We start from the raw sequence: 16,808 nt of genomic DNA, 5'->3' as shown, positions 1-16,808 counted from the left end.
CCTGATGACCATAGTAAATCGGTACCACCCCTTCCCATCCCGAACAGGACCGTGAAACGATTTTACGCCGATGATAGTGCTGCAACCAGTGTGAAAGTAGGTCATCGTCAGGCTAGTTATAAGAGAAAGACCCCGGTAAGCCCAAGCGCGTTCAAGATCGCGCTGGTGCAAACCGGGGTTTTTTTCGTCCGCGTTTTAGTATCAAATCGGGACTATGTGCAGCCCGCGCGCGAGGCCAACTGGCCCGCGCGCTTCCTCATTACCACTTCAGCGCAATCGCGCTCCACACCACCACAATAAAGATAAACCATCCCCAGCGCGGTTTGCGGAAAACCGCCGACTGAAACACGATCACGGCCATGCAAATACATGGCAGCACGCGCTGCGTTGCCAGCGCAAAGGCAAGAACCAGCGCCGCCTGCACGGCAATCGCCACGCGCAGATTGTTATCGCCTGCCGGCTTGCTGGAAGTAGCCTGGACCGAAGGCGTTTCGATCACCAGTGGCGCACTCGCCGCAGGACGCGCCACACGGGTATTCTCGCCGGCAGGCTTCTTCAAGTCGACGGGCGCCGCAGCCACCTCGGCAGCTTTGCGCCCCTTCTTCTCGGTGGTCAGCTGCGCGGCGGTTTTCTCCAGCACTGGTGCGCACGCCACGGTCGCCTGCCACCAGCCATCCCAAGGCGCCTTGCCCTGGGCCGACAGCGCCCGAAACGCACTGCTGCGCTTCGACTGCGACAGTTTCATCTCGACGCCGGCCGCTCCCCAGCGCGCCCGCACGGCGCGCACGCGCACCAGCAGCGGCATGCCCTTGGCCGGATCGACCATCCGGATAAACTGCGCATACCCTTCCATCGCATCGATCACGTTGGTATTGCCGTTCCACTGCTTGCCCTCCGGTCCATCTTTCTCGAGCTGGAACAGCGTGGCGCGAAAACGCCGCAAGGTCTCGCGTTCGAGCGACGGCTTCTGATTAACCACGATCCCGGTCACCATCTGCCGCTGCGCATCGCGCATCACATGCTGCTTGTCGGGATGCGGGGTAAAGCCTTCATCGATGACGATCTGCTTGGCGCGCCACAGCAGTTTGCCGGCCAGCTTGCGCGCCTCGGCGTCACCCGAAAACGTCAGGTCATCGGCATAGCGCGTGTAGCGAAAACCCAGCTTGGCCGCGCATGCCTGCAGGCGCGCATCGAGCCGTTTGCACAAAATATTGGTCAACGCAGGGCTGCTCGGCGCTCCCTGCGGCAGCGCGCGTGAACCGTGCGCCACAAAAAACGTCTCGCCATCGACGCTTACTTCATCGGTCGCAGCTTCGGTCGACAGCAGCGCCAGGATAGTCGCCACCTGTTCGCTGTAGCCCAGTTGCGCAAACACGCCTTTGATGCGCGGCATGCCGATCGACGGGAAAAAATCCTTCAGGTCCAGATTGATCACGACAGCCTGGCCGACGTGCGGGGCCGCGTTGCTGACAATCGAGCGGCCCGGCACGAAGCCATGCGCCGCCTGGTGCAGCGGCGCGCGCGCCAGCACATTATCGAGCACCCAGTACTGGGCGCGCTTCAGGCGCGGCATCGGCGCCGAAATAATCCGTTCGCCGCCGGTTTTCTTGGGCATCGCGAAGCGCCGGTAATGGCTGATGCGCGAGACGCGCCGTTCGAACGCAAGAAAGCGCAGCTCGGACAGGGTGATCCCCATCGCCTGCGCCAGTTCTTCCGCCTTGTGCAGCACCGGCATCGCCAGCCCGGCCAGTTTGGCGGCGTCGCTCTCGGCGTGATTCAAGCCGCCCGAGACACCCGCGCCGAGATACAGCACCTCGTGCTCGCGCCGCCGGTGCCACACTTGGGCTTTTTCGAAGCGTGCCAGCGCGCGCTTCTGGCGCGTTTCCTCGCGCCGCGCCTTGGCCTTGGCCATGCGCTCCTTGCGCAGCATGCGCAACGCCGCTTCCGGATTTTGCAGGTGATGCAGCTCGCTGCCCAACTTCTGCAAGGCTTGCGTCAGTTCCGTTTCGCGCCGGATCAGGTCCGCTTCGACCGATGGCTGGCCGCTGTCGGCCGGCCAGAAGCCCAGGCGCTGCATCTCGGTCAGCACCACTTCTTCTTTGGAGCTGCCGCGTATGCGCTCGTACAACTGCGCGCGCGTCAGTTCGGAGGGAGAGGGAGTAGGGGAAGTCATCGTGTCCTGGTCTCGCGAAGAGCACCACGGAAAACACTGTCGGGAAAACGCAAACTACACAAGCACGGCGGGACAATCATCGAAGGGCCTGCAGGACTGGAGCGCTCCACTCGACGCCGTACCGCACCAGTAGCGCTGATCGGCTTCAGGGAAGCCAAACCGTGTCGCGCTACTGGTGATGGTACGGCACAGTGAAGAGCGTGCCAGTGACGCGTGGGAAGAGCTGACAACGTGGACGGCGATCCGCCGTCCGGTTTGCAAGAGCCATCCCGCCGTGCTTGTTGATGCGAGTATAACAGGTGAATTCCGGGCTCCTCAAGCATTGGTTTGAATCCGTGGTTTAGTAAAAGTGCGTCCATCGCGTATCAAGCGTCGAGCGCGGCGTCGCGCCTGGCCTGGTCCATGCGCAGCACGAGCATGTGCACGCACGGCCCCTTGTACATGCGGTTCTGGGTGTAGTGATTGCACTCGCAACTGCCATCGACGATGCGCCGGTCGGCGTCGAGCCGCAGCATGACCTGGTACGGTCGACCGTTTTCCTTGCTGCGCGCGCGCAGGCGCAGGCCGCCCTCGAGCAGCGCTTCGCTGGCCTGTTCGCTCAGGCTTTGTACCGCCAGCAGGGTCGCCGCCTTTTCTTCCAGCGCGCTGGCAAAGCGCAGCACGTCCAGCGGCAAAGGCTCGCGCGACAACTCGCGCAGGCGGTACACGCCCTGCGTCAGGTCGTAGATCACGCGCCCGGCCTGGGTGTACATGGTCAGTGCGCTTTCCACCATCGAGCGCGCCAGGCCGGTATCGACCGCCAGCTGGTCGGCGCTGGCAAACCAGCGCTGCCCCAGCGCCGCGAAAATGCGCGACTTGCTGTCGTCATCGACCTCGCCGCGCGGCGCCAGCAGGTCGAACTGGCCGGCGCGCGCCCAGTCGTTGGCGGTCCAGCCGGACAGGCCGAGCGTGAGCTGCATGTCGGGCAGGTTGGCGATCCAGAAGCTCGGCATGCCGCTGCCCATCAGGTGCACGGTAAAGCTGTGCGCCACCGGGATCAGGCGTTCGAGCAGCATCAGGCGGCGCCGCCCCCAGATGCGGATTTCTTCGGCCGCATTGCCCTGGTAGATCGAGCGGCGGCACACCAGTTCATCGTTCCACGGCTCGAACAGGGCGCGGATCGGCTCCCCTGGCTTGAGGATGAAACGGATCGATCGCGGACCGACGCGCTCCTTCTTGCGGCGCAGGAGATGGCAGAAATTGTGCACATCCATTGGATGCAGATCGAGCCTGCGCGCCGGCAGGTTCATCGCGCTGCTCACCTGCAGAAAACCACGCACCCAGGTTTCGGGCACGTCGATCTTCTCTTCCTTGAACGATGGATCACCCGCGGTGGCGACCTGGAAGCCGCTCGGATCGATCGCCAGCCGCGTTGTCTTGTAGTCGCGGATTTTCTGGAACTCGCCGTACAGTCCTTCCGAGTAGTCGACATTGGTGGTGCCGCAGGCGAAGTCGCCCACGCGGTCGAATACCTCGTGGCTGCAACTGAGCGAGGCATAGCTCGACTCGTCGCGGCTGAAGCACTCGAAGAACACCCGGTCCGGGTGCACCGTGATGACCGGATCAAGCACCACCCAGGCATCGAAATTGGCCTTGTATATATAGTCGAAGTATTTCGACTGGGCGGCGGCGAAGGGCTTGAGGATAAGGCTCTTTTTCGCCCGCAGTTCCTTGAGTTCTTCGGTCAAGGGCGCCATGCGCGCGCGCAGGTCCGCGTTGCGGTCGATCAGTTCGGCCAGCGCCGGGTCTTCGTTCTGCGCGCGCCACGCCAGGTAGGCGGTCTTGTCGGGCGGCTGGTAACGCTGGTCGGCCACCACCACGTCGTGCAGCGCGGAGATGGCCTCGCGGAAGGGAATGTGCTTGTTCAGCTGGGCCACGAAATGGGTCGGCGCCCGCAAGGTGTCGGGCGCGAAACGCATCTCGGTGCTTGATGCGCTGTTGCTGACGGTGCTGGCGCCGTAGTAGCGGTATTCGAATTTCATTGTGGTCCCAGCGGGTTTGCGTGCGCGCGCGGCGGCTCGATCGTCATCAACGCCGGCAGTGCCGGGAAGCGTTCCTGGATCGCGCGCAAGCCCTCGATGTACTGCGCCTTGTCGGTGATGGTGACAGTGAGCACCTGGCGCGCGAACAATCGGGCCACGAAGGCGGCGATCGCCTCCGACGCTTGCGCCTGCGCGCGCAGGAAATCAAGCACGCGGTTCTTCACCACGCGCCCGCGGTTGACCTGCGACAGCACGTTCAAAAAGTACGGTTCGAGGCGTTCCAGCTTCGACAGGTCGCCGGCGCTTGCGCTGGCGAGCCAACTGCTCACGAACAGCTGCATGTTGGCGGACGGATGCTGGCTAAGTTTGAGCATGTATTCGGTGACGTCGGCGACATCGAAGTGGGTCATGAGCATGGTGCGTCCGAAGCGCTGCACCTCGGGGTCGAGGTGGTCGCACAGGCTCACCAGCAGGGATGGCGTCCAGTCTTCGCTGGCGCATTGCTTGCTGAAGAACTCGCGCGCGAAGGCGCGGGTATCGTCCCAGGTGCTGTCGAGCAGGCGCAGCGCCGCTTCCATCTGGGTGCGCGCCCGGGTCGCGTGTTCGGTAAAGGCCGCGCAGGCCCAGCGCCGCACGCTGGCGTTTTCGTTGCGTCCGAACTGCGCCCAGTCGGCCACGCTGAAATCGGTATTCGAAAAGCGCGGCAGCATCTGCGCCCCGAGCAGTTGCGCGCCTTTGCTACGCGCCGACAAAAGGCGCACCAGCAGCGCGCGGTCGAGATGGTCCGCGCCGGAGTTGAGCGGCCCCAGGATCCATGCGATCAGGTCCGCGTGCACGCCCTCGGCCGGCTCGGTATGGAACAGGGTGTCGAGCAGCAGCGGCAGCAGGGTGGCGCGGAACACCGCGTCAAGGGGGGCGATGCGCTGCAGGGCGCTGTCGATGGCGCGCCGCACGCCGGCGTCCGGATGGGTGCAGAACACGGCGAACAGCAAGGCCTGGCCGGCCAGCATGTGCTCCGGCAGTGCACTGAATAGTTTGATGCCGATCGCGCGCACGCCGGCGTCGCTCTCTTGCAGCAGCGCCGCCAGGGTTTCAGGGGGAATCGCGCCCGCCGGCTCGGCATGCCGCAACAGCCATTCGCCGGCGGCGATGCGCACGCTCGCCAGCCGATGCCCGAGCAGGGCAAGCAGGCGCGCGTAAGGCGCCACGGCGGCGGCCGCGCGCAGCGGGCGATCGAGCAGCCACACCAGGTCGGCGGCGATCCCGGGAACCACCGTTTCGGCCTGATCGAGGTCGCCGCAGTTGTCCAGCCAGTCGAGCAGCAGCAGGACGATGACGTCGGCCTGGCCGGGCAGGGCCAGCGCGCACTGGCACAGCATGCGGCCATGGCGCCGCACCGCTTCGTCGGGCGAGCAGGCCAGGGTGGCCACCAGCAGCGCGTCGGCGCAGTAGTGATCGGGCGCGCGGCTGATGCACTCCAGCGCGAAAGTGCGTGCTTCCGGCAGGCTCGATTGCAGCAACAGCAGCAGCCAGCGGGTATCGGGCACGCCGTCGGCGAAGCGCTGGCGGCACAAGGCAAAGGCGAAGCGCGCGGTGTCGCTGTAAGGACTGCGTAACAGCGTACCGAGTTGGTCGAGCGAGAGCTGGGCACAGAAGGCAGTGTTGTCGGCCAGCGCGCGCGCGGCAAATGCGTGCACGCCCTCGCAACGGCTGCGCTGCATCAGGAACAGCAAGGCGCCGGGGCGCGCATCCCACAGCGCGGGAAAGGCTTCTTCGCGCCCGCTGGCCGGCACGATCGGGCCGACCTGGAACCAACTGCGCCCGCTGCGGTTGCCGGTCCATGCGCCTTCGCTGCGCAGCAGGCGGTTGAACATGGTCCAGTGGCTGTAGGCGTCGTAGCTGCGGTTGCCGTGCTGTTGATAGCGGCCATCGAGCCAGTAATAGCGGCCGTCGCGGGTGTAGGGCTGGCCGGCGTCGGCGTCGTCCATGGCCAGCAGCGCGCCGGTGGCCATGCTCACGTAGGCCGGTTCGCCATCCTGGGCCAGGCGGCGCAGCTTGCGCCAGCCGCGCAGCCGCAGGTAGTCGCGTGTGCGCGTGCTGTAGGCCACGGTGCTGTCGGGGCGCGCCGCCATCTCGGCGTACGCCATCCATTTGCGGTCGACGCGGACATAGGTGCTCGACGTTTGGGCCGGCGTGGTGTCGAAACGCTGCTGGATCAGGCCAAACAGCTCGCCGTCCTCGCGCATTTCGGCGGCCTTGTAAATATGCCGCACCGCCCGGAACGTCCCCGCGCGCAGGGGCAACTGGCGCAATTGCGCCAGCAGGATGCCGCGCGCCAGCGGATCGGCCAACGCCACCTGGTCGAGCTGTTCGAGCCAGTCCGACGGCGACAAGGTGCTCCATTGATCCGATTGCGCGCACAGCTGCTCAATGGCTTGCTGGTCGCGCGCGACCCAGGCGCCGCGCAGGGGCGCCGGCCAGGCGGCGGTCAGTTGATCGGCGTGCTGGCGCAGTTCCGCTTCATCGGCCAGTTGCAGCCACGCCTGCCTGGCGATGCGGCAGACCGCGTCCGAGCTGCCGCGCGTGGACAGTTCGAGCATGGCCTGGGATGCGCCGGCGTCGCCGCAGCGGCCAATGGCCCAGGCCAGGCAGTAGTCGAGCGCCGTGGTGCCGCGCCCGATCAGGCTGACCATCAGCGGCACCACGGCGGCCAGGCGGCGCTCGCCGATGCGCCATACGGTGCGCGTGCGCTGCCCGTCTTTCAGGCGCCGCCAGAGGCCCGGGTCGAGCCGTCCAAGCAGCACGGCGTCGGCCGCGTGCCGTGCGGGGTCAATCGCTGCGGCTGGCGCGATGTCGTCCGCTTGCGCGGGCGGCGCCGCCGTCGCATCGGTGAAACCCTGCGCCTGGCGTTCGGCCAGCACTTGGGCAAAGAGCTGCTCCGCCGTGGCCAGGTCGACCGGCTGCGCGGTGCGCGTGCGCTCGCGCCAGTCGTCGCCGCTGCGGCCCTGGCGCACGTTCACGAGATAGCGCGCAGCGCCTTCGGGCAGTTCGCACAGGTCGATTTCGCACTGGACTGCACTGTGTTTTTGCCTGCGTACCAGGCGGGTCGTACGAATCAGTCTCACCGCGTCTGCCCATGATTGAATAGAGATGAATAGTAACCCGGAGCAGAACTGCTTGTAAATCAGGCAATCAAATTCTAGGCGGCGCCGCGCTGCAGCGTGAGCACGAAGGCGACGCCGTCGCCGAGGTTCCTGGCGACGATGGTGCCGCCCATCTTGGCCATGTAGGTCCTGGCCACGAACAGGCCCTGGCCGCGGTTGCCGTGCGCGCCGGCTTCTTCCTGGTCCGACACGCCGTATTCGAAAATGCTGCCGATGACATCGTCGGCGATGCTCGGGCCGCGGTTGGCGATGGTCACGCCGGCACTCGTTTCGCTGGCCTCGAGCGTGATGTCGATGCTGGTGCCGGGCAGGCGGTAGCGCTGCGCGTTCACCAGCACATGGGTGACCACGTCTTCCAGCGAATATTCGTCGGCCCGCACCAGCACCGCCTGCGGCGCGCCGTGGAAGACCACGTCGGTGATGCCCGCGCACGGTGCGTTGGCGGCCACGTTGCGCAAAAACGCGGTCAGGTCGACTTCGGTCACCTGCAGCACGGTCGACTGGAATGCTTCGCTGGGCGAGGCGCGTCCGTACAGCACGCGGATCGCCTGTTGCATGCGCAGCACATAGCGCGCGCTCTGGTTGCCGTCGGTGCCGTGCAGCGCCATGAGCGACTGCAGCGGCGACATGATCTCGTGGCCGACCGCGTGCCACATGTCGCGTTCCTGCTCGGTGCGGATGGCTTCGCGCTCGACATCTTCGCGCACCCGGCGCAGCAGGTCGTGCAGGCAGCTGGCCAGCACGCCCAGTTCATCGTCGCCGCGCAGGTCGGACAGGTCCGGCTGCGACGCATCGCTACGCTCCTTGACGGTGCGCGCCACCGAATCGGCGCGCTCGATCAGTTCCTTGATGCGGCTGATGATGCCGATTTCGATCACCAGCCACGCCAGCATCAGCGCCAGCAGCATCGCGCCGACAAACCAGGCCATGCGGCTGGCCACCACGCCCAGGCTCTGGCTGACGCTGCGCACATCGCCGGCCAGCACCACGTCGTAGCTGCCCAGCGGGGTGGCGATCCGGTGGGTGGCGGCCAGCGGCGTGTCGTAGATGTCGACCGGCAGGCGCCGGATCAGGGCCGTGAGGAAGTGCTGCGACGCGTCCCCGGCGCCGCTGGCGCCGGCCAGCTTGATCAGCGGCGCCGCACCGGCCGCGGCGCCGACCTTCTCGATGCGCAGCGTTTCGCCCGGCAGCAGCATGGGCGCCAGGTCGGCCAGCGAGAAGCCGTCCGCCGCGCTGGCTTTGTCGCTGTCGAGCGCCACCGCGCCTGCGCCGGGGGCGAGCACCACCACGCTGACGCGGATCTTGTCCAGGTCAGGCGGCGGCCAGGCCTTGCGTTCGCTGGCGCTGTCGCTCCCGAACAGGTCTTCCTGCAGCACGCTGACCGGCAGGCGCACCGAAAAGAAGGCATTGCGCAGGCAGGTGGCCGGATCGGCGCCGGCGGCCGGCTCGTTGCACTGCGCGTTTTGCCATATCCAGCCGCGGAAGTCCTTCACGGGGCGGGTGTGCTTGCGGCCTTCGTCGGCCGCGTTAAAGCCGGTCAGCCGGCCGCGCAGGGGCGCATGCGGGCCGCTCGGCTGGCGCGGTTCTTCCTCGAATGGGGCGATCCACTGGTAGGTATGCCCGCGCAGCGACACGCTCACGCGCACCCGGTGCGACTGGTTCAGCACTTCATCGCCGCTGCGGTGCGAGACCAGGCGCGCCAGGTCGACGCTGCCGGCCACGTAGATGAAGCCCCCGGCCCAGGGGTTGTTGCCGATCGCCGCGCACAGGTTGGCGCTGGGGCCGAACTGGCGCATGCAGCCCGACATGGCCACCGCTTGCTGCACCTTTTGCTGGTCGTCGAAGTCGAGCGCGGGAAACGGCAGCAGCAGCGGGCGCAAGCCCGGGGCGGTAGCTCCGGTCAACGGTGGATTGAGCAGCGCAAGCTGTCCGGCCGGATGGCGCAGGGTGGCGCTGATCTGCTCCCCGGTCTTGCGAAAGCTGGCCTGGTAATTGCTGTAACTGAGCTGCTTTTCCTGCTGCAGGACCGAGACGGCCAGGCCCAGGGTCGCCAGCGCCAGTAGCAAAAAGGCCGCGCGCAGCAGGATGCGCAGGCGGTAGGGCACGAACCAGCGCCGGCGCTGCGTCATTCAGTCGGCCCAGCGAAAACCGCGCATCGGCACGTTCTCGATGCATTCGAAGGTCGGGTCGATCTCGCGGAAAGCATCGCGGATGGTGCTCACGTGCTTGCGGATGTTGTCGCGGTTGCGGCCACTCTTGACCACCTCGTACAACTCCTCGTACGACACCACCTGGCCACGCCGCGCGAACAGGGCCGCCAGGATGCGCTGCGCCGTCAGCGGCAGGTTGATGCGCTGGCCGCGCCAGGTGGGCGAGCGCTGGCGCAGCGGATCCATGGCCAGTTCGTCGGCGTCCAGGGCTGGCTTGTCGCGCTCTTTGACCGCGCGCAGGATCTCGAGGAAGGTGTCGGTGAAGTCGGCCTCCTCGAAGGTGGCCTTTTGCAGGTAGTCCCAGGCGTCGAGCGCCTTCATGATGCTGCGGTAGATCGTGGCCGGCATGGCCGACACCACCAGCACCGGGGTCGCGTGCTTCTTGTTGATGGCGTTGATGATGGCCACGCCCGCATGGCGCTCGCGTCCCAGTTCGATGTCGAGCACCACCAGGTCGTAGCGCTCGCGCGCAATCGCCGCCTCGGCCTCGTCGCGGCTGAACCACTGGTCGACGACGATGCCCGGTTTGGCCGCCTCGATCCAGCTGCGCAGCTGGTTACTGGTCGGGAGGTCATCCTCGATGACGGCCACTTTGGGCATGTGTTGCTCCTGCTGTTTGGTAAGGGTGCCAGTATCCCCGCTTTTGACCGAAAAGTCATATGCGGCCTGTGAGCTTTTCCTCACGCGGCGAGGCCAAAGCTCCGCGCGGTGAGGGATCTGGCCCGGCGGGGGGATTGATACTTCCATGCCATGACGGGCACGATACGCCTCAGGGTCATGCGGGTGCAGGACCGGAAAACTAAAAGGTGAGGCAAATGTCCGATCGGATCAAGAAGGTGGTGTTGGCGGTACGTGCGGCGCTGGCGAAGGGGGCGGCGGGCGCCGGCGTGGTGGCGCGTTCCGGCGCGCGCGCGGTGCCGCGTCCGGGCCTGCGCAGCGTGCTGGCGCTGTGCGCCCTCGGCGGCGCCGGTTACCTGCTGGTCAAGCATCCGCCGGTGGCGAAGATCGAGCGCGGCAACGTGGGCATCCGCATCAACCAGTTGAGCGGCGCGGCGAGCGTGGTGCGCGACGGCACCGTGGTGCTGATACCCGGCGTGCATGAACTGCGCCAGTTGCCGGCGCTCGACCAGATCTACAAGGCGGCCGGCAGCGGCGAACAGCCTTACCAGTCGGTCGAAGGGCTGGCGCTGGGCGTGGACCTGAGCGTGCGCTACGCGATCGATCCGGCCAAGCTGGTGGCGGTGGCGCAAACCCTGCCGGACGATATCCGCACGGCCGTGATCGACCCTGCGGTGCAGGGCGTGATCTACAAAGTCGTTACGCGCTACACCGTGCGCGAGATCTTTTCGAGCAAGCGCGCCGAGATCCAGCAAACGATCGAGGCCGAACTCAAACCCAAGCTGGCCGCCGATGGCATCTTGCTGCGTCACGTCACGATCGGCAAAATCACGCTGCCGCGCGAGTACATGGCCGGGATGGAAACGCTGCTGGCCGAAGAACTGCAGACCGAGAAGATGCGCTACACGCTCGAACTGAAGGAAAAACAGGTCAAGCAGACTTCGCTCGAAGCCGACGCCGACAAGATCAAGCGGGAAAAGGCGGCCGAAGCGGCCGGTAACGAGCAAATCATCGCGGCCAAGGCGCAGGAGCAGGCCATGGCGCACGTACTGCCGTTCAAGCAGAAGCAGATCGAGCAGCGCAGGCTGGAAGCGGAAGCCGAGAAGACCTCGCGCATCAAGACATCCGAAGGCGCGGCCCAGGCGCGCGTGATCGAAGCGACCGGCGAAGCCGATTCGCGCCGCAAGCTGGCCGACGCCGAAGCGTACCGGCAGGAAGTGGTCGGCAAGGTCAGCACCGCGCAGATGGAACGCGACGGCGCCGTGATCTCGCGCCACCCGCTGCTCATCCAGAAGACCATGGCCGACAAATTGTCCGACAAGGTCTCGGTGATCATCGCCGCGCCGCCGACCGACGGCGGGTTTATCGGCGCCGCGCTGCTGGGGCAGGGCAAGAACGCGCCGGCGCCGGCGGCCGTGGCAAGCGCGCCTGAAGCCGACACCGCAACCGGGGAACAATAAGCATGCTCGCTACCCTTACCGCCGCAGCGGCGATCGCCATCGTCACGCGCGACGAGATGCAACTGCGCGCCGCGCCGCGCGATTCGGCCCCTTCCCAGGCCGTGCTGTGGCAGGGCGACAGCCTGGAAATCCGCGGCGCCAAAATGGATTACCTGCAGGTGTACGATCACCGGCGCGAACGGGCCGGCTACGTGCGCATGGCGCACGTGCGCCAGCTCGACCTGACCCCGGCGGCGGCGCCCGAACTCAAGGCCGTGGTGCGCTTCGTGCGCGACACGCCGGGCGCCGAGGCGCTGGGCATCGGCTACGCGGCCGCTTTCCTGAAGGCCGCACCGGCCATCGCCATCGACGCCGAGGTGTTCGATGCACTCGGCAGCATGGCCGAGCGGCTGGCGCGGCGTGCCTCCTCGCGGCTGGACAAACGCAGCGAAGCGGTGGTGGCGGCGCACCTGGAAGTGGTGGCCAACTACGGCGTGGTCATTCGCAGCTACGAGCGCGAAGGCGCGATTGTGCTGTGCTACGACGGCGAGGCGTTCCGGCGCGTGCTGGCGATGGCGTCCACCCCGACCCAGCGCGCCACGGCGGCGCTGGGGCTTACGCGCGACGAGTGCGTCGACCCGGCGCTGAAGGTGGCGCAGCGTAACGCCTTCGACCAGTGGCGCGCCGAGGTGCTCGACAAGGTGGACGTGAAAGACCTGCCAGAGCATGTGCGCAACCGTGTGTACACGCGGCGCGCGGCAGTCTGGTCGTCGATCGCCTTTGAGCTGGCGCGCAAGAATGCGTCGCCGACCGATGCGGCCAACCGCGCGATTGTGGAACTGGCCAGCGTGAACAAGACCGAGCTGGCGGAGGAGGATCGCAGCGCTTACGCCGAAGCGGCGGTGCGTGCGGGCAGCGTGCGCTGGGCGGCGGAGCTGCCCGTGGCCGCGCCGGCCGGCCTGAATGTGCTCACGCGGCCCGGCCAGCCGGGCGAAACCTGCGTGCTGCTGGTCGACGCGCAGCACGACGCGCGTACGCCGCTGGCCTCGCGCTGCACCTACGGCATCGTGTGGAATGCGTCGGCGCGCGCCAATCCGCAGGCCAGTGCGCTGGCGCTGGCGGTGCAGCCGCTCGACGGCTGGCGCGAACTGTGGCTGTTCCATCGCGGCGCGGGCGGCTGGCGCGTCGATGTGCTGCCGCCGGCGCCGATCGAACCGACCCTGGGATACGCCGAGTTCGCCGGCTGGGTGCCGGGCTCGCCCAAGGTGCTGGTGGCGCGCGAGGCGCGGATCGAGGGACGCATCAAGCGCGCATTCGAGATTGTCGATATCGAGACGCTGGCGGTGGAAAAAACGGCGGACCGGCCTGATGCGCTCAGCGGCTTCTACCGCTGGCAAGATCCTGCCTGGAAACGTCAGACCCTGAGCCTGCGTTAAATGGATCGTCAACCTGGATAGTCGACAAGCATCACCGGGGCGACTACCTTCGCAAGAGAGGGGATCGTGCGCCTTCCACTTGCCTTGACAGCCTGGAGAAAAACATCGCCACAGCGTGACCGCAGGGATTAGAATTTGACCGCGTCAGGCCATCCATGCGCAGCGCTCACAAAGGAGACTAATCATGTTGTTAACCAGGCGGTCATTGATCAAGATGGGATTGGCCGGCGTGTTGGTGCCTCAGGCATCCCTTGGCTTGGCGACTGAAGAAAAAAATGGCTCGTTTGAGAAATGGCGACGCGATTTCGAGGCAGGAGTCCCCGCACGCATGAAGGCTGCCAAAGTGGTCGGTGCGTCATTTGCCATCACGTCGGAAAGCAAAGCTGTGCGGTACGCGGCATCTTTCGGCTTCGCCGATCTCCAAAAGCAGCGAAAGATGACGGTTCAGACGCCCATGCATCTCGCCTCGGTCAGCAAACTGTTTACCGCATCCGCTCTGGTGCAATTGTTCGAGCGCCGCGGGTACGATTTGCACGACGATATTAACGAGTTCATCGATTTTCCCGTCAGAAACCCCAATCATCCACGTGTGGCGATCACGCCCCACCATTTGATCACCCACACGTCCAGCATATCGGACGAGGGGCATGGGGATTTTTCGGGCGAAGGTGATCCAACCCAAAGTCTTTCTAGCTTCCTCAAGGAATATCTCGTGAAAGGTGGCCGCGCCTACTCACCCGACACCTCCTTCCTCAAGTCCGGCCCCGGCGCAAAATGGGATTACAGCAACGTTGGTGCGGCCTTGGCCGGCTACGTGGTCGAGGCTGTCAGTAAGCAGAGCTTTTCTTCCTATGTGGAAGACAACATCCTCTCCCCCCTTCGTATTACCCACGCGCACTGGTACCTCAAGGAATTTGCAGCGGATGTTCTTGCCAAGCCCTACAGGTTTGAGAACGACGAGTTCGTGGAACTGCCGCAAGACGGCTACCCGGACGTGCCTGCCGGCATGCTGCGTTGTTCAGTGAGCGACCTGGCAAAATCGCTCCACGCAATGTTGGCGCAGCAACAGGTCAGGAATGCCATTTTGTCTCCGGATGCGGTGCGTGAGATGTTGCGCCGGCAAGTGGATCGAAAGATATACCCCTACCAAGGGCTTGGCTGGACTGATGAGGAAACAAAGAATCGAAAGGTCGTTGGCCATACCGGCACCGACAATGGCGCTTCAAACATGGTCGCTCTGACGGAAGATCACAGCCAAGCCGTGGCCGTGTTGATGAATATCGACGGCACGGAAGAAACAAGCGCATTCCGAGCCTCAATCATCGAGGATCTCTTTATCGGCGCGAAACTGGCGCGGTGAAAAACCCTGCAGCGCAACAGATTGCGGACCGGCCTGATGCGTTCAGCGGCTTCTACCTCTGGCAAGATCCTGCATCGAAACGCCAGGCCCTGCGTTTGCGTTTGAATCGATGTTGAACTTACATGCCGCCGGCCGCTCCAACCAAGTGAACATACTTCTTGGAGCGGAGGCGGCATCATGTGGAAGCAGTCAGTAACGCAAGGCGGGGGCGGCGGTGCGCCTGTGGTTCTTGGCATTAACCGGACGCAGGACGCAAGTATTTGCCTGATGCACGGGTCCGAGCTGGCCTGGGCGATTCAAAAAGAACGCCTGACGCGGCACAAGCATCACTGGGGGCGGCTGGACGATGTCCGCAAGATCTACGCGCCGCGCCTGCCCGGGCTCGACGCGCCGATCGATATATTGGTCGAATGCTACTCGTGCGATGCCGAGTTCGCCCGGGTGGCCGAATACGAGCACGAACTGGCCGACACGCTGGCGCTGGCGCCCGGCTGCCGGCGCGCGCGCATCTCGCATCACCTCGCGCATGTATACAGTGCGTTCCATCCATCGCCTTTCGATGATGCCGCCGTGATGATCATCGATGGCCAGGGCAGCCGCGTGGCCGACCTGACCGAAACCTGGGCGGGCGCGGCCGATGTGCCGGGTGACTGGTGCGAGGTGGCGTCGTTCTACCGCGCCGACCGCCAGCGGGTGGCGTGTATCGGCAAGCAGCTGTGGAATCGCGACGAGCAGCAGCCGGTGGGGCTGGGCATGTTCTATTTCCTGCTGACCCAGGCAATGTTTCCGGGCGAGGGAAACGAGGGCAAGGTCATGGGCCTGGCGCCGCATGGCAAGGCGAGGGCGCTGCGCTTGCCGCCGCTCGACGTGCGCGACGGCCAGGTAACGATTCCCCAGCGCTGGCGCGAGCTGTTTGCCGAGCGTGGCCGCTTTCGCTACGGCGGGGCGGATGATGCGCGCTTTGCCGATATTGCCAACTTGGCCGCCGCGGGGCAACGGGCGTTCGAAGAGGCATTGCTGGAGGTGGCGCGCTGGCTGCATGCGCAGACTGGCGCGCGCGCGTTGTGCTTTGCCGGCGGTACCGGGCTGAACTGCTCCGCCAACGAGCGCCTGTTGCGCGAAACCCCGTTTCGCCGGGTGTTCATTCCACCGGCGCCGGGCGACGCGGGCACGTCTATCGGCTGCGCCTTGTACGGCTTGGCCGAGCTGGGCGGGCAATCCTGCGATTTCCGCTGGACCAGCGATTACATGGGACCGGAGCCGTTGGCTGGCCAGATCGAGGCCGCCGCGCAGAGTTGCGCGGACTTGCTGATCGAGCGCCTTGACGATCCTGCCGCCATGTGCGCACGCATGGTCGACCTGTTGTGCGAAGCGCGCGTGGTGGCGCTGTACCAGGGCCGCAGCGAATTTGGTCCGCGTGCGCTCGGGCACCGCAGCATTCTGGGCGACCCGCGCGTTGGTGCGATGCGCGACGATATCAATGCCCGCATCAAGCAGCGCGAATGGTTTCGTCCGCTGGCGCCGATGGTCCTGCTTGAACGGGCGGAAGATTTTTTCGACGTGTGCCGGCCGGTGCCGTTCATGCAGTACGCCGCGCCCGTGCGCGAGCAGGCGGTGCGCCTCATTCCGGCGGTGACGCATGTCGACTGTACGGCGCGCTTGCAGACGGTGGGGTCGCACGACGATCCGTTTTTGCGCGCCTTGCTGCACGCGTTCGAAGCGCGTACCGGCGTGCCGGTGCTGCTCAATACATCGTTCAACCGCAGGGAAGAACCGATCGTCGAAACGCCGGCGGAAGCGGTCGAGACGTTCCGCCGGACACCGATCGATGCATTGGCAATGCCGCCCTTCTTGCTGCGAAAACGAGATGGGTACGGACTGCTGGGCAGAGATGCGTTGGGGCAGCGCATGTAAGGTGATGGCGCGCCAGAAGAGGGCGTTACGTTGCGAAAATGTGTGCCCGGAGCGGTCGCATAAAACCCTCTTGCCAAGCCGGCAGAGGGTTTGCTATAGTTCGCCTCCCCGAAGAAAACGTTAACGAAATCAAGTAGTTGGCGGGTTGTTAAGGGCGTCTCGAACGAGACGATGTGGTAAAAAAGAGGTTGACGAAAAACGCAAAACGCCGCATAATCTCATCTCTCTGCTGCAACGAACACAACGCTTCGTAGCAAACGGCAGAAGGCGGTACAGAATAAGTTCTTTAACAATTAACAGTCGATAAGTGTGGGCGTTTGATGAAGGTGCCAACGAAGCGTAAGCAACGTTGAATACTTAAATTATCAAATGTTCACAAAAAAGAAACACGGCGCATCGAAAGATGAGCTTGTCAGTATTTTGAGTGAGCGATCTGTCCGCAAGGACATTAAACAGAGATTGAACTGAAGAGT

General features: G+C 65.1%; 9 protein-coding genes and 1 rRNA gene. 5 read left to right on the top strand and 5 right to left on the bottom strand.

Going from position 1 to position 16,808, the window contains the following annotated elements; genetic code table 11:
• Nucleotides 1-113 (top strand): 5S ribosomal RNA (rrf, locus tag F0185_RS33495).
• Nucleotides 114-259: 146 nt separating this feature from the next.
• On the opposite strand, the gene F0185_RS33490 is transcribed toward rrf, so the two are convergent.
• From F0185_RS33490 to F0185_RS33470, 5 genes are all read right to left on the bottom strand, one after another.
• Nucleotides 260-2,173 (bottom strand): reverse transcriptase family protein, encoded by a 1,914-nt coding sequence (locus tag F0185_RS33490; protein WP_167232929.1) that lies wholly within the window; start codon nucleotides 2,171-2,173, stop codon nucleotides 260-262.
• Between the two features lie 365 nt (nucleotides 2,174-2,538).
• Nucleotides 2,539-4,194, bottom strand: a complete 1,656-nt coding sequence (locus F0185_RS33485; RefSeq protein WP_167232927.1) for an SWIM zinc finger family protein — start codon at nucleotides 4,192-4,194, stop codon at nucleotides 2,539-2,541.
• Nucleotides 4,191-7,319, bottom strand: a complete 3,129-nt coding sequence (locus F0185_RS33480; RefSeq protein ID WP_167232925.1) for a hypothetical protein — start codon at nucleotides 7,317-7,319, stop codon at nucleotides 4,191-4,193. The genes F0185_RS33485 and F0185_RS33480 overlap by 4 nt, the downstream gene beginning before the upstream one ends.
• A gap of 74 nt (nucleotides 7,320-7,393) precedes the next feature.
• Nucleotides 7,394-9,487 carry a sensor histidine kinase gene (locus F0185_RS33475; RefSeq protein ID WP_167232923.1) on the bottom strand — a complete coding sequence of 698 codons (2,094 nt, stop codon included), beginning with the start codon at nucleotides 9,485-9,487 and terminating at the stop codon, nucleotides 7,394-7,396.
• Nucleotides 9,488-10,168: a response regulator transcription factor gene (locus F0185_RS33470; protein WP_166898814.1), complete on the bottom strand. Its 681-nt coding sequence runs from the start codon at nucleotides 10,166-10,168 to the stop codon at nucleotides 9,488-9,490.
• 215 nt (nucleotides 10,169-10,383) lie between these two features.
• Here F0185_RS33470 and F0185_RS33465 point away from each other — a divergent pair, with 215 nt between their 5' ends.
• The 4 genes from F0185_RS33465 to F0185_RS33450 all read left to right on the top strand — a co-directional run bounded on the left by F0185_RS33465 (nucleotide 10,384) and on the right by F0185_RS33450 (nucleotide 16,335).
• Nucleotides 10,384-11,646, top strand: coding sequence for an SPFH domain-containing protein (locus tag F0185_RS33465; RefSeq protein WP_167232921.1), 1,263 nt, complete (start codon nucleotides 10,384-10,386; stop codon nucleotides 11,644-11,646).
• Between the two features lie 2 nt (nucleotides 11,647-11,648).
• Complete coding sequence (locus F0185_RS33460) at nucleotides 11,649-13,061, top strand: hypothetical protein (protein ID WP_167232919.1); 1,413 nt, start codon at nucleotides 11,649-11,651, stop codon at nucleotides 13,059-13,061.
• A gap of 184 nt (nucleotides 13,062-13,245) precedes the next feature.
• On the top strand, nucleotides 13,246-14,421 hold the full coding sequence (locus F0185_RS33455) for a serine hydrolase domain-containing protein (protein WP_223164626.1): 1,176 nt from the start codon (nucleotides 13,246-13,248) through the stop codon (nucleotides 14,419-14,421).
• A 267-nt stretch (nucleotides 14,422-14,688) separates the two neighbouring features.
• Nucleotides 14,689-16,335, top strand: coding sequence for a carbamoyltransferase family protein (locus tag F0185_RS33450; RefSeq protein WP_229477309.1), 1,647 nt, complete (start codon nucleotides 14,689-14,691; stop codon nucleotides 16,333-16,335).
• The last annotated feature ends 473 nt before the right edge of the window (nucleotides 16,336-16,808 follow it).

Origin of the sequence: Massilia rubra (genome assembly GCF_011682065.1) — a bacterium.
In the GTDB taxonomy this organism is placed as follows: domain Bacteria; phylum Pseudomonadota; class Gammaproteobacteria; order Burkholderiales; family Burkholderiaceae_D; genus Telluria_A; species Telluria_A rubra.
Note: the sequence above shows the minus strand (reverse complement) of the source record. Positions and strands in the feature narration are given on the sequence as shown.